Origin of the sequence: Bradyrhizobium sp. U87765 SZCCT0048, from assembly GCF_018131225.1 — a bacterium.
Classification (GTDB): domain Bacteria; phylum Pseudomonadota; class Alphaproteobacteria; order Rhizobiales; family Xanthobacteraceae; genus Bradyrhizobium_A.
Genome location: NZ_JAFCMM010000001.1, coordinates 1206135 through 1219159 on the forward strand (window position 1 = coordinate 1206135; position 13025 = coordinate 1219159).

The 13025-nt window shown below is 65.7% G+C and carries 8 protein-coding genes; 3 read left to right on the forward strand and 5 right to left on the reverse strand.

Going from position 1 to position 13025, the window contains the following annotated elements; translation table 11 throughout:
- Positions 1-14 precede the first annotated feature (14 nt).
- Positions 15-1307, reverse strand: a complete 1293-nt coding sequence (locus tag JQ639_RS05200) for an NCS2 family permease (RefSeq protein ID WP_211970943.1) — start codon at positions 1305-1307, stop codon at positions 15-17.
- Positions 1308-1838: 531 nt separating this feature from the next.
- On the opposite strand from JQ639_RS05200, the gene JQ639_RS05205 reads away from it, so the two are divergent.
- Positions 1839-4199 carry a hypothetical protein gene (locus JQ639_RS05205; protein ID WP_211970947.1) on the forward strand — a complete coding sequence of 787 codons (2361 nt, stop codon included), beginning with the start codon at positions 1839-1841 and terminating at the stop codon, positions 4197-4199.
- Between the two features lie 102 nt (positions 4200-4301).
- On the opposite strand, the gene JQ639_RS05210 is transcribed toward JQ639_RS05205, so the two are convergent.
- On the reverse strand, positions 4302-5492 hold the full coding sequence (locus tag JQ639_RS05210) for an ABC transporter substrate-binding protein (RefSeq protein ID WP_211971018.1): 1191 nt from the start codon (positions 5490-5492) through the stop codon (positions 4302-4304).
- Positions 5493-5704: 212 nt separating this feature from the next.
- Here JQ639_RS05210 and JQ639_RS05215 point away from each other — a divergent pair, with 212 nt between their 5' ends.
- A complete protein-coding gene (locus JQ639_RS05215; protein ID WP_211970949.1) occupies positions 5705-6610 on the forward strand; it encodes a LysR family transcriptional regulator in 906 nt (301 codons plus the stop codon).
- Between the two features lie 21 nt (positions 6611-6631).
- On the opposite strand, the gene JQ639_RS05220 is transcribed toward JQ639_RS05215, so the two are convergent.
- From JQ639_RS05220 to JQ639_RS05230, 3 genes are all read right to left on the reverse strand, one after another.
- Positions 6632-8716: a GumC family protein gene (locus JQ639_RS05220; protein ID WP_211970959.1), complete on the reverse strand. Its 2085-nt coding sequence runs from the start codon at positions 8714-8716 to the stop codon at positions 6632-6634.
- 199 nt (positions 8717-8915) lie between these two features.
- Positions 8916-10409, reverse strand: a complete 1494-nt coding sequence (locus tag JQ639_RS05225) for a glucosamine inositolphosphorylceramide transferase family protein (protein ID WP_211970960.1) — start codon at positions 10407-10409, stop codon at positions 8916-8918.
- Positions 10406-11752 (reverse strand): glycoside hydrolase family 5 protein, encoded by a 1347-nt coding sequence (locus tag JQ639_RS05230; RefSeq protein WP_211970962.1) that lies wholly within the window; start codon positions 11750-11752, stop codon positions 10406-10408. Before JQ639_RS05230 ends, JQ639_RS05225 begins: the two co-directional genes overlap by 4 nt.
- 135 nt (positions 11753-11887) lie before the next feature.
- Between JQ639_RS05230 and JQ639_RS05235 the strand changes: the two genes are divergently transcribed.
- Entirely contained in the window at positions 11888-13024 is a 1137-nt protein-coding gene (locus tag JQ639_RS05235; RefSeq protein WP_211970964.1) for a glycosyltransferase family 4 protein, read from the forward strand.
- Position 13025 lies beyond the last annotated feature (1 nt).

Below are 13025 nucleotides of genomic sequence, written 5' to 3' on the forward strand. Positions count from 1 at the left end.
GGGGCTCGACCGTGTCAGCCGGCGACGAGCGCGAAGCGGATCACGAACAGCGCTGCCACCAGCCAGGTCGCCGCATGGACTTCACGGAACCGGCCCGTCACCGTCTTCAGCACCGCGTAGCTGATGAAGCCGAACGCCAGACCATTGGCGATCGAGTAGGTGAACGGCATCATCAGCGCGGTCAGAGCCGCGGGCGCGGCCTCCGTGACATCGTTCCAATCGATTTCAACAAGTTCGCGCAACATCAGTCCTGCGACATACAGCAGCGCGGGCGCTGTGGCATAGACCGGGACCGAGCCCGCCAAAGGAGAGAACAGCAGCGCCGCAACGAACAGCAGCGCCACCACCAGAGCCGTCAATCCGGTACGGCCGCCAGCCTGTACACCCGAAGCGCTCTCGACATAAGCGGTGGTGCTGCTGGTCCCGAGCAGCGAGCCGGCAACGATCGCGGTCGAGTCGGCGAGCAGCGCACGGCCGAGCTGGCTGGGCTTGCCCTCCTCGATCAGCCCGGCGCGCTTGGCGACGCCGATCAACGTTCCCGTCGCGTCGAACACCTCGACCAGCACGAACACCAGGATGACATGCAGCAATCCGCCATGCAGCGCCCCGAGAAGGTCGAGCTGCAGGAAGGTCGGCAGAATGCTCGGCGGCGCCGACACCACACCATTGAATTTGCTGACGCCGAGCGCCATCGACAGCACCGTGATCGCCAGAATGCCGATCAGGATCGCGCCCCGCACCTTGAGTCCGTCGAGGCCGGCAATGATGAAAAAGCCGAGGATCGCCAGCAGCGGGCCAACCTTGGTCACGTCACCGAGCGTCACATAAGTCGCCGGGTTGGCGACGACGATGCCGGAGCTCTTGAGCGCGATGATAGCCAGGAACAATCCGACACCGGCGCCGATGGCGCTGCGCATCGAGTGCGGAATACCGGAAATCAGCCAGCTGCGCACACCACTGACCGTCAGGACGAGAAAGATGATGCCCGAGATGAAGACGGCGCCAAGGGCCTGCTGCCAGGAAAACCCCATGGCGCCGACCACGGTGAAGGCGAAGAAGGCGTTCAGGCCCATGCCTGGCGCCATGCCGATCGGCCAGCGCGCGTACAGCCCCATCACCAGCGAGCCCAGCGCTGCCGCGAGGCACGTGGCGACAAACACCGCATTACGATCCATGCCGGTGGTCGACAGGATCTCAGGGTTGACGAAGATGATGTAGGACATCGTCAGGAACGTGGTGATCCCGGCAATGACCTCCGTGCGCACCGAAGTGCCCTGCTCCTTGAGCTTGAAATATGCGTCCAGCACTGGGTTTCCTCCCCCATGCGTCGGGGCAGCCCGGCTGCAATACACAGCTTCCGGCTGGTCCGACCCTGTTTCCTTCCCAGACCCGCGCCGCCGGGCAAAACCGGCAGCAACGCTCATGGGTCCCCGCCGGATCGACTGTCCAGCTTCGGGAAAGCTTCTTTGGATTGCGGAGACGGTGCAAGGCCTGCGGCCAGCGGTTTGGCGCGAAGCAGTTTTGGAAATTTCCTTGAAATGACGCCGACCGGCTCACGGGGCAGCGACGCGGCGGGACCGGCACGCCCGATGACCGAATGCAGACCAACCGGCCGCGAGACCAAGCTCAGTACACTTCAATATCATGACACGAACATGAAGCCGCTTGGCAAGCCTCCTGATCGGACGTTTCGACGCAGCACCCCGTTCGCGCGTCAACTGGCGACCGCGCCGTCTGCCTGATAGCATCCAGCTTTGTTTTCATATCGTGTTTGCGACCAATTCATTTTCATGATCCGTCGGCATGATCGCACGACGGTCCATTTGCTGGATAGCGCCATGACAGTTCTCGATCTCGATTACAATTTCGCCAGCCTGTCGGTTCACGACCTGCTCGAAGCACGCGACACCTATCATTACCACCTGCTGAGCAAGGCCAACGTTGTGGGCACCGCGATCGGGCTTTATCTCATCCGGAAGGACGAGGAGTGGCCCAGACGCAAGGGCGAAGCGAAGTCGCCGCCCAACAAGAAGACCTATCCACGCACGTTGCGAAACTCCGAAGTGCGCGACTATTCGTGGCCTTGCATCCTGGCCTTCGTGCGATCATGGGCTGCCGAGGAAGCATTCGGCCCCGGTGGGCGCTACAATCCGGCCCAGATCGTTCCGAAGACGCTGTACCTTGCTGACGGCAGGGCCGTCCCCGTTTGCGTCGTGCAGGTCGACGAGGCTGCGAGCCGGGATGACGCCGCCTATGATGCGCCGGGCAACCTTCCCGCCTACCAGCTCGGCGGCGGCGCTCCAATCATCATCACCTCCCAAGGCATCGAGCGGTTTGCAACCGCCGGATGCCTTGTCTCCGATGGCCAGACGACTTATGCGCTCACTGCACGTCACGCCTGCGGCGAACCAGGCACGGTGATCAGGAGTCAGCTCCGCGGCGGCAAGACCACCATCGGCGTCAGCTCGGCTCACCAGTTGACCCGGAAATCGTTCTCCGACGTCTATTCGGACTTCCCGGGGCGCCGCTCTTACGTCGCCCTCGACGCCGGCCTGGTCAAGCTCGACGCGATCGACGACTGGACGTCCAACACCTTCGGCTTCCCGCCATCGGGCCCGCTCGCCGACGTTCATGAGCGCAACCTGTCGCTCAGGCTGATCGATCAACCGGTTATCGGCCGCGGCGCGGCGTCCGGCATTCTCAGCGGAACGATCAAGGCGCTGTTCTACCGCTACCGCTCGGTCGGCGGATACGACTATGTCGGAGACTTTCTCATCAGTCCGCGCGACGGTACCGCCACCCACCACGGCGACTCCGGCATGATCTGGCATCTCGACGTCACCGATCCGGCCAAAGGCCCGGCGACGCCGCTGCTGGATCGCGATCTCAGGCCGCTCGCCGTCGAATGGGGCGGACAGACTTTCGACGAGGACGGCCATCGCTCGACATTCGCGATCGCAACCAGCCTCAGCAACGTCTGCCGGCTGCTCGACGTCGAGCTGGTCACCGACCAGTCTCGCGGCGTCTCGGGCTATTGGGGCCGCACCGGTCACTACAGCATCGCAACCTTTGCCATTTCCCTGGTCAGGAACAGCCGCCTCAAGAGCTTTCTGAATGCCAACAGCAGCCTGCTGAGCTTCGATCTGGACAAGATCGAGGACAAGGATTTCGACGCATCGGTGGGGCAGCTCGGCGACGCGTTCGTTCCGCTGGCTGACGCGCCCGACGAGATCTGGAAGAAACTCGACCATGGCAAGAACGGCCGTGAAGGTGGTCGCGACGTTTCGGCTGGCCCGCACGGCAGCGATGGCCCCGAGCATCCCAACCACTATGCCGATATCGATGCCGTCGTCGGTGCCGGCGGCAAGACCTTCCGCGAGATGTGCCTGGCCGATGACAACAACCTCACGGTCGCAGCCTGGCAGGCATTCTACGCCGATCTCGCCGCCAAGGCCGACACCGAAGGAAATGCCGACGAAGCGAAGCGGTATCGCTCCAAGTTCAAGCAAGGTCTGCTGCCATTCCGGCTCTGGCAGTTTTTCGATGCCATGACCGCGTTCGCCGAGCAGGGCGACGTCGTCGGCTTCCTCACGGCAGCTGGCACCGCCGCGCATTACATGGGCGACGGATCTCAGCCGCTCCACGGCTCGGTGCTGTCCGACGGTGATCCGTCACGCATCGTCACCCGCCACCATCCCCGATCCGGTGAGGATGAAGACGTACCCTACGGCAAGGGCGTGCACAGCATCTACGAGACCAAGATGCTGGCGTACAAGGCCGCGGATCTGTTGCCCGCGATCAAGGCCAAACTCGACGCCGGCGATGGTCACGGGCTCACACTCTGCAGCACCGGCCATGACGTCGCGAAGGCGACCGTGACATTGATGGATCGCGTCGCCAAAATCCTGCCGCCGATGACCATTCTCGACAGCTATGAGAACGCCGGCGCCGGGACCGGCAAGGCAACGCTCGACGCCATGTGGGATGATCTTGGAGAGCAGACCGTCGAGGTGATGGCGCTTGGTGCATGCTATCTCGCCATGCTCTGGGAGTCCGCCTGGACGCAGGGACATGGCGACGCCATTGCGCCAAGAAAGCTGAAGGAGCTCGAGCCCGACGACGTCCGCGCCCGCTATATCGACAAGACGTTCGTCCCGTCCCTCACACTGGACGCGATTGCAGGCGTGCTCAAGAAGTAGTCCGACGGAAGTTCTCTCCGCCGCCGGCCCGATGCACGGTTGGGTCCCGTGGATCAGGCCGGACGGCGGATCAGGCCACTCGACGTGCAGGCTCTCCGTCCGCTATTTTTTCACCAGCGGACAGGCGGGGTCCGGCGGGCCGAAGGCCTCATCCCCCGGAATGGTCGCGAGAATCTTGTAGTAGTCCCACGGATACTTCGATTCTGCCGGCGATTTGACCTGCACCAGCATCAGGTCATGCACCATCAAGCCGTCCTCGCGCAGCCTGCCGTTGCGGGTGAACATGTCGGAAACCGGTGTCTCGCGCATCTTCGCTGCGACCTTGAGCGGATCGTCCGTGCCCGCCGCCTTGATGGCGTTGAGATAGGACGACACCGCCGAATAGACCCCGGCCTGCCACATCGTCGGCATGCGGTTGATCCTGGCAAAGTAGCGCTTCGACCACGCCCGCGTGGTATCGTCGAGATCCCAGTAGAACGACGTCGTCAGCAGCAGACCTTCAGCCGACTGCAGCCCGATCGAGTCGATGTCGGTGATCAGCGCGAGCAGCGCCGCCATCTGCTGGCCGCCCTTGAACACGCCGAACTCGCCGCCGGTCTTGATCGCCGTGGTGTTGTTGGGCGGACCGCCGGCGATGCCGATGATCTTGGACTTGGAGGCCTGGGCCTGCAGGATGAACGACGAGAGATCCGGCGTCGCGAACGGCGGATGGACCGAGCCGAGGATCTTGCCGCCCATCTTGTTGATCACCGTGGATGCATCACGCTCCAGCGAATGGCCAAAGGCATAATCGTCGGTGATGAAGAACCAGCTGTCGCCGCCGCGCTTCACCACCTCCTGCGCCGTCCCGACCGCCAGCGCTCTCGTATCGAACACCCACTGCATCGAATAGGGATTGCAGAACTTGCCATGGAAGTCGGCCGCACCGGTCGATTGGGTGATGAACAGCTTCTTGCGATCGTTCGCCACCCCCTGCACGGCAAGACCGACCGCCGATACCGGAACGTCGACGATCAGATCGACCTGCTCGACGTCATACCAGCGCCGGGCCAGGGCCGCGCCAATGTCGGGCTTGAGCTGATGATCGCCGGAAATGACTTTGATGGGCTTGCCCAGCACCTGACCGCCGAAATCGTCGACCGCCATCTGCGCGGCCGCCAGCGACCCCGGTCCCGTGGCCGTCGACGCCGGCCCCGACATGTCGGTGAGCACACCGATCTTGACCACGTCATCGGACACCTGCGCATGCGCCGCCGAGACCATCCCGCCCGCCAGCGCGAGCGCGGACACCATCCTCCTGAAGGTCTTCACCTGCCTCGTCCTCCCTGGATTCCGCCGGCGAACCGAATGCCCCGTGCCGCCGTCGCCACCATCTTGGTGTGCGCCGCACTCTAGGAACGAACCCGCCTTGACAGAAGGCATGACCGGGCACTTCATTTGTGCCAAACGGGCACAAATGAACCGTGGCGCCAGGCCGCCGCCGCGGCCGGGAAGATATCGAGCGCATGACCGTCAGCAGCACCAATCGGCTCAGCACTGTGGAATTGTTCTGCGCCGCAGCGCGCGCCCGCAGTTTTACCGCGGCGGCGACCGAACTCGGCACCACGCCCTCCGCGATCAGCAAGGCGGTGCAGCGGCTGGAGAACCGGCTCGGCATCAAGCTGTTCCAGCGCACCACCCGCGCCGTCCGACTGACCGAGGAAGGCCGCACCTACTACACGACCTGCCGCAACGCGATCGACACCATACATGAGGTCGAGAAGACGCTGACGCGCCATCGCGGCATGCCGCGCGGCATCCTGCGGCTGAGCCTCCCCTACACGTATGGCGTAAAGCGCGTGCTGCCGCTGCTGCCGCGCTACGTCGAACGCTATCTCGGCCAGATCAGGGTCGAGGCCTCGCTGAGCAATGCGGTGATCGACTTCGTCGCCGAGAATGTCGACATGTCGATCCGGCTCGGCGCCGTCGGCGGCTCAGGCCTCGTGGTGCGCAAGCTGCACGACGCACAGACCTGCGTCGTCGCGTCACCAGCCTATCTCCGCCAGCATGGGACACCACGCGTTCCCGACGATCTGCGCGACCATGCCTGCCTCGGGCTGCTGATGCCCGATACCGGCCGTCTGATGCCGTGGGCCTTCTCCGATGGCGAGGGCGGCATTCGCACCGTCGCGGTGCAACCGGGCATGACCTTCGATCATCCTCTCGGCGTGCTGACGACGGCCCTGAACGATGCGGGTTTTGCACGGCTGCTCGACTTCACCGTCCATGACGATCTCGTCAGCGGCCGCCTGGTCGAAGTGCTCGGCGACTTCCGCCCGCCGCCGCTACCGGTGTCCGCGGTCTATCAGGGCACCCGGCACGTGCCGCCGAAGGTCCGCACATTCCTCGATTTCCTCGTGGAGAATGCCTGACGGCGCGCCCAGCCGGCCGCGTCAGCTCTGCAACACCGTGGCGACGAGGCGGGCGTGATGCGGATTGAGCACCTGAAGACTGCGGGCGATGCGATCGCAATGGCTCTTTCCGGCGTCGACCACGATGACGACTATGCCGGCGAGCCCGAGCGACATCAGATAGTCGCGCTCGTCGAGCGAACCGCCATCGATCAGAGTCATGTCGTAGGGCACGGGCGCGTCCTGCCACGTGGCGGCCATGCCAGCCGGATGCGCCACCTTGGCGGCCCCACCGGCAGGAAGTACGCGGACGCCCGTCGGCATCGTCACCTCGAACAGGCTCAGCGGCAGCAGATCCTGCTTCGCCTCGGCGAAGCCCGCCTTGTCGCCGAGACCAAACTGCCGCGTGATCGTCCGGGCCCGGGCGGTGCCGTCGACAGCGAGGGCGCGCAGTCCCGCTTCTCCGGCGAGCTTCGCCAGAACCACGGTCATGGCCGCGCTCGAGGCTGCGCTGCCGGCACCGACCACCAGCACCGCGCCGGGTGACTTGCCCAGCGCCGTCACCAGCATGTCGGGCAGCGGCCGCAGCCCTTCGAGACGCTTGAGTGCCTCGCGATCGTTCAACTGGCTCACCGCGATGACGTCCTTGCGCGCCGCGCTGCCGAGATTGAAGAGCCCGGTGCGCTCGAACAGCTGATCGGCATCCCAGGCCGAGCTATCGAACTGATTGCGGAACGCGGCGAGGAAGACACCGAGCAGCAGGCCGAACGCCGCGCCGCCGGCCAGCACAATCATCCGCGATACCACATATTCAGGCAGCGGCAGCGTCGCCGGTGAAATGATCCGCGCGTTGGTACGATCGAGCATGCCCTCTTCGCGGATCTCCTTGGCGCGGCGCTGCACCGTCTCGTAGACCGCGCGCCGGGCCGCGACCTCGTTCTCCAGTTCCTTGAGCTTGAGCACCGGCGGCCGATCCGACGCCGAAACCTTGCGGGCCAGAGCGATCTGCCGGGTCAGCTCGGTCTCGACCGCCTTGGCGCGCTGATATTCGGTCTCGAGGCTGCGCTGCACACGGCCGAGCTCCGTGTCGATCAGCTCGCGGACCTGCTTGACCTGCGCTTGCGCGGCGATCACCGCCGGATGGAGCGGACCGAGCGAGACGACGCTGTCGGCCTCGGCCTTCTTGGCCTCGGCGTAGCGTGCCCGCAGGTCGGTGATGGTCGAGGACTGCAGCGCTTCGGCGAATGTGTCGAGGGGCGCCCCCTCGCTGCGCTTGCGCAGCACGTCGAGGCGGGCCTGGAGTTCGGCGGTCCGGATGCGCTGGGCCGAGAGTTGATTGGTGAGATCGGCCAGTTCCTGGTCGCTGAGCAGACGGCCTTCGGCCCCCACCAGGTTGTTGGCCGTGCGATAGGCCTCGGCCTGTTGCTCCGCGGCAGCGACGCTCTGGCGCAGCGTGCCAAGACGGGCCTCGAGCGCGGCCGCGGTGCGGCTTGCCGTCTCGGCCTGCATCTGGGCCTGGACATCGAGATAAGCCTGCGCGACGGCACTGACGATCTGGCGCGACTTCTCGCCGGACGATGTCCAGACCGAGAGGTCCAGGATAAAGGTCCGATCCGGCCGGCGCACATCCAGCCGCTTGCGCAGCGTCCGCAGCGCAGCCCATGTCTGCCCGTCCATGCTTGGCGGAGCTTCGGCTCCATCGGACGTCTGCAGCGTGCCGGGCGCGACGAACTCCGGATCGTCCTGAAGCTTGAGCCTGGCGATGACCTTCTGCAGAACTTCGGTCGACGTGATGACCTGGACCTGGCTCTCGAGCACCGCGAAGGTGGCTTCCGTCGAGGCTGCTGCGCCACCGTTGATATCGTTAGGCAGGATCTGCAAGCCACGCGGATCGATCAGCAGCTTGATCTGGGAAATGTAGCGCGGCGTCATCGACAGGGCGACGATGAGCGCGATCACCGTGCACAACACGCTCGCCGCGGCGATCCAGGCCTTGCGCCGGCCGAGCACGCGGACGAGACCGCGCAGATCGATGACCGCTGCCGGCGCCTGCTGCGTGTCGACGAACGCGACCATCAGGCCGCCCCAGCCGTATTCGCAAGCGCGCTGCGCCGGATCCGGTCGCACCGCTCCATCGGTCGCCCCGGCAACGGCAGGTTTGATCGGCGCGTACTCATGGAACGACCTTGCAACAACCTCGGCGACACGCACATGCGCGTGCCCGGGCCGAAGGCTCGGGCACGCGCTGCCAGTCTGCCGCGAATATGGTTAACATTTCGCTCAAAACGGGCGCACAATCCGGCGCGACCGCCTGCCGCAACCCGCATCAGCGCCGGACGCCATAGAGGTCAATGACCTCAATCCCGGCCCCGCGGTTCAGCGTGTGCGGCCCGCGGGAGACGCCCTCTCCCCGCATGCGGACGACAGCCTCCACGCTCTGGCGGACCACCTCGTCATCGAGCCGGTCGATCCGGCAGATCGCGAGTCCTGCGCCATATCCGTCCGAGCAATCCTGCGCCGGCCGCAACAGCGCACCGCCGTGAAGGAACACCTGCCCGGCCGGGCGCGCGCTGCGGCTGTCGATCAGGACCGGATTGGCCGGGTGGGGACGCCATGGCCCCTGCAGACGCTCGGCCTGGAACACGCTCAGGGTATCCCAGTTCGACCCCAGCCAATCCCGCGTCGCTGCGAACATCCACCAGGTGCCATTGTGCTGAAATACCGTGGCGTCGGAGCCATCGACGCCGTTGAGCAACGTCGTCTCATGCACCCAAACGTCCGGCAGCCGCTCGGCACGGTAGAGCTCGATCGACTGGGCCTGCAGGGTTTCGGGGATCATCCACACCTGCCCGTCGTGCTCGAAGACGTGCGGATAGGACAGGTGCACGGCCGTCTCCAGCACAGGCCTCGGCGTGGTGAAGCCGGCGGCAGGATCGAACGACGCTGCCGAGATGATGCCCTTGCCGGTCGCGCCGACATACTCTTCGACGAACAGAAAGGTCTCGTTGCCGCGCCTGAACACGAACGGATCGGCATAGTAGCGCGAACCGTCGTCGGCGAGACGACGATACGCCTCCATTCCAGGCAGTGTGACACCGCCGTCTTCGGCCTGAAGCGGCCGCCAGGCAACGAACCAGCGCGGCGCCTGGCCACACAGACGCTTGAGACGATGGTCGATCTTTTCAGCCAGCATGCGCCCAATGAATCTCGCCACCGTCCCGACCCGTACGGTCGGCGACGCACGCCCAGCGCGCACGGCCATTGCGCCGGTACCGGCATCAGGCCCGGCCAGGATACGGACACAAAAGCGCAGCAGCCCCGTGAACGCGCAGTCGAGCGCACGCGTCAGCACCGCCGGATCCTCGATCGCTGGCCGGGCCGTGTCGAGCACCCGGCCGGTGCCGTCCTCGACGGCCGTCATTTCGCAGCAACGGCCATCGAGCACGGCGACAAGCAGCGCATCGTCATCCGTCGCGCCGTCGTAGCGCAGCCGGATCGTTTGCGCCGCCGCGTGGCCGGCTGCATCGCCGCCAAGGTCGAGGGTCAACGCCCCGGCGGGCGCTTCGCCGAGCCAAGGGCCGCCGAAAGCGGTGCGGTCGAGATGATCGCAGGCATGGCCGCCACGCAGCCGAAACGCGAACCGCTCAATGGTGGTCAGCAGCACGAACGCCGACGGCAGTGGCTTGCCGTCCACGAACGACACGGTGAGATCGACGTCGGGATGCGCTGCGAGACGTGCGACGAGCTCGCGCTGCCAGCGCCACAACCGCGCGCTGTTGAGCCTGAGATGAAGCGAGCGTCGCTGCAAACCGCCGGTCATGAGTGACATTCCCGCATGGAGGCAGCCGCCGTGTCGAGCCCGAGCGCGTCGAGCGTGGTGCGATCGAGCCGTTCGGGCGCGTGCGGCTCGACGATCGCCATCCCGCCGCTGCCGTTCAGCTCCCAGATCGACCAGCGAAAGTGCCGCTGTTCGGCGGCGCAGCGAACATCGCGCAGCCATGCGGCCCTCGCGGCGTCATGGGGCGGATTGGGGGGCGCGATCCGCGTCGCGCCGAACTCACCGAGCAGGATCCGGCCGGGGTCGATGCCATGGCGCGCGCTCCAGGCCACGACCTCGTCGAACGCCGCTGCAATGGTCGCGGCCTTCCACTCCTGCTTGAAGTAGCCATCGATGCCGCGCGCGGCGGCACGCGACAGACGCACGCGATCCACATCCGAAAGTTCCGGATCCTTGTCGATCCTGCCCTGCACGGCCGCGATGACCGCCGGCCGATCGGCTGCCGTCGCCGGATACGGCAACGCCTGCAGATAGCGCCAGATCTCGCTGTCTTCGGGGCTGCGCGACTCGACGCCCTGGTGCGTCAGAATGTGGGGCTCGTAATAATGGAAGGAGTAGAGCACATTGCCGTCGCGGAACGGCGCGGGATCGAGCCGCATCAGGCCACGTCGACTGCCGCCCTGAGCTCCTGTCACCACGATCAGAAGATCCGGCGCCTGCTGCCGAGCGGCGCGGTAAAGCGCCTCCATCATCCTCTGCCAGTTCGCCGCGCTGCCCTCGTCGTAGCCCGCCGGAGGCTCATTCACCGGCTCGAGTGCCACGCCCGGGTCCTTCAAATCGGCCAAGAGCCGCGCCGTGTGCCCGACCAGAGCGACATACGCGGCAAACAACGGCCCGCCATGATCGCCGAACACCACCTCGGGCCGGACCGTCGCGACCTGCGAATTGCCGTGGAAGTTAATGAGGACACCGAGGCCCTGGCTACGGAACCGGCGGATCGTCGTGGCGAGAACGACGTCGAGCTCCTGCCGCCGCTTGCCCGTCGTCTGCAGGAACGGCCCGGGATCCACGGTCAGGCGCACGAAGTCGAAGCCGTCGGGACGAAGCCGCGCGATCAATCCGTCCGCAACGGCGTGCTCGGCGGTGGCGAAGGGCGGCCACACGTAGAGCGTCGGATCCGCCGGCGAGACCGACGCCCAATTGAGCGGCCGGTGCACGCCGACACCGTGGCGGAACGACGCGCTGGTATCGGCCGATGCCGTGCCGATCGCCGCCATAGCCAGCAGGATCGCTCCGGCGGCCATGCGCCACGCGCGACAAGCGCGGCGAGCAGGACCGATCCCCGGCAGGACAAAAGCAACAAAGACCATGTAGAGCTGGCTCACGATCACAGGGCTACCGTCCGATGGCATTGCGCCACCTTCTGGCTGGCCATGAAACGGGGCGGATGGCAATGACCGGCAATAAACTTTAACCCCGCAGTCTTAATGCTTGTCTAAGCATACGGTGTCCCTGCCCCTGTGTTGCCTTGCCGCCGTTTACCAACATCCCGCACCGGTCACGAAAGCCCGCCGATGTCAGCTCTTCGCGTTCTCTGCGTCACACCATTTGGCCCATCGGGCCGCGGCGGCATCGACCGACTCTATTTCTACCTGCGCGGCCATGTCGAAACGCACGGCATGGCGGGTATCGATCTGCGTTTTGCGCAATCGCGCGGTGGCGCCAGCGGCAACGGCTGGATTGCAACCTTTCCATTGATTCTCGCCCGCTTCGCCGGCCAGCTTGCTCGCTTTCGCCCCGATATCGTACACATCAACTTCGCCACCGGTGGCAGCCTGCCGCGCAAGTACAGCATCCTGAAGCTCGCCCGGGCATTCGGGGCCCGGATCGTCGTCCACTTCCACGGTCAGTTCATCGAAGACAAGGTCGCGGCGCGCACGCCGGCAGGCCGACTGTTCAAGGCAATCGCGACGGGCGCCGACATCGTCATCGCGCTCGGCCAGGCCCACGCTGATGGCTTTCGCCGCATCGGCGTCGACGCCGACCGCATCGTCATCGTCCCCAACGGCATTCCCGATTTCGCTGGCGAAGGCGTACTCGAGCAAAAAAGCGGCCAGCCGCTGCATATTCTGTTCTCCGGCCTCCTGACCGAAAACAAGGGCATGCAGGTCTTGATCCCCGCCCTCGCCCGGCTTGGACAAACCGTGACGGACTGGCACTGCGTGGCCGCCGGCAACGGCGAGGTCGCGACCTTCTCCGCGATGGCCGATCAGGCCGGCCTGCGCGGCCAGATGACGTTCACCGGATGGATCGAAGCGGACGACATGCATCGCTACATGCGCGAAGCCGACATCGTGGTGCTGCCGTCGCGGACCGAGGCGCTGCCCCTCAGCCTGATCGAGGGCGCCTGTGCCGGCGCCGCTCTTGTCGCGACCGACGTCGGCAACGTCCGCAGCATCGTCGAGGATGGCGTCAATGGCGCCCTGGTGCGGCGCGAGCCGGACGCAATCGCCGCGGCCCTCGCCATGCTCGCCACCAACCGCGCCCGTCTGAAGGAGATGCAGGCGGCTTCACGCGGCATCTATCGCAAGCGCTTCACGGTATCCGCGCTTGCCGACGCCCTGCGGGCTGTCTATCTCAAGGCGGCTGCCCGCTGAA

Bases quoted from the DNA above. Each gene is read 5' to 3' on its own strand.
- JQ639_RS05205 (WP_211970947.1), top strand. From the start codon at position 1,839: ATGACAGTTCTCGATCTCGATTACAATTTCGCCAGCCTGTCGGTTCAC.
- JQ639_RS05210 (WP_211971018.1), bottom strand. From the start codon at position 5,492: ATGGTGTCCGCGCTCGCGCTGGCGGGCGGGATGGTCTCGGCGGCGCAT.
- JQ639_RS05215 (WP_211970949.1), top strand. From the start codon at position 5,705: ATGACCGTCAGCAGCACCAATCGGCTCAGCACTGTGGAATTGTTCTGC.
- JQ639_RS05225 (WP_211970960.1), bottom strand. From the start codon at position 10,409: ATGACCGGCGGTTTGCAGCGACGCTCGCTTCATCTCAGGCTCAACAGC.